The sequence below is a fragment of the Streptomyces sp. SID13726 genome, assembly GCF_010548375.1.
Taxonomy (GTDB): Bacteria; Actinomycetota; Actinomycetes; order Streptomycetales; family Streptomycetaceae; genus Streptomyces.
Genome location: NZ_JAAGLY010000514.1, coordinates 1 through 427, shown reverse-complemented (window position 1 = coordinate 427; position 427 = coordinate 1). Strand labels below are relative to the sequence as shown.

Here is a 427-nt window from a genome sequence, read left to right as displayed (position 1 = left end):
CCGAGTGCGTCGCGGGCGGCGTCGTCATGGCGGGCGACCGTCGCGCGACGATGGGCTCGATGATCGCGAACCGCGAGATCGAGAAGGTCTTCCCGGCGGACGAGTTCTCGGCGGTCGGGATCGCGGGGACCGCGGGCATCGCGGTCGAGCTCGTGCGCCTGTTCCAGCTCGAGCTCGAGCACTACGAGAAGATCGAGGGCGCCCTGCTCTCGCTGGACGGCAAGGCGAACCGCCTGTCGACGATGATCCGGCAGAACCTCGGCCTCGCCATGCAGGGGCTCGCCGTGGTCCCGCTGTTCGCCGGGTTCGACCTCGACCGGGCCACGGGCCGCATCTTCTCCTACGACGTGACCGGCGGCCGGTACGAGGAGCGCGCCTACCACTCGGTGGGCTCCGGGTCGGTGTTCGCGCGGAGCTCGCTCAAGAA

1 protein-coding gene is annotated in these 427 nt (G+C 70.3%); it reads left to right on the top strand.

The annotated features are described in order from the left end of the window. Window positions 1-427 (top strand): proteasome subunit beta (gene prcB, locus G3I78_RS48875; RefSeq protein WP_164437110.1); only part of this gene is annotated, 427 nt, incomplete at both ends.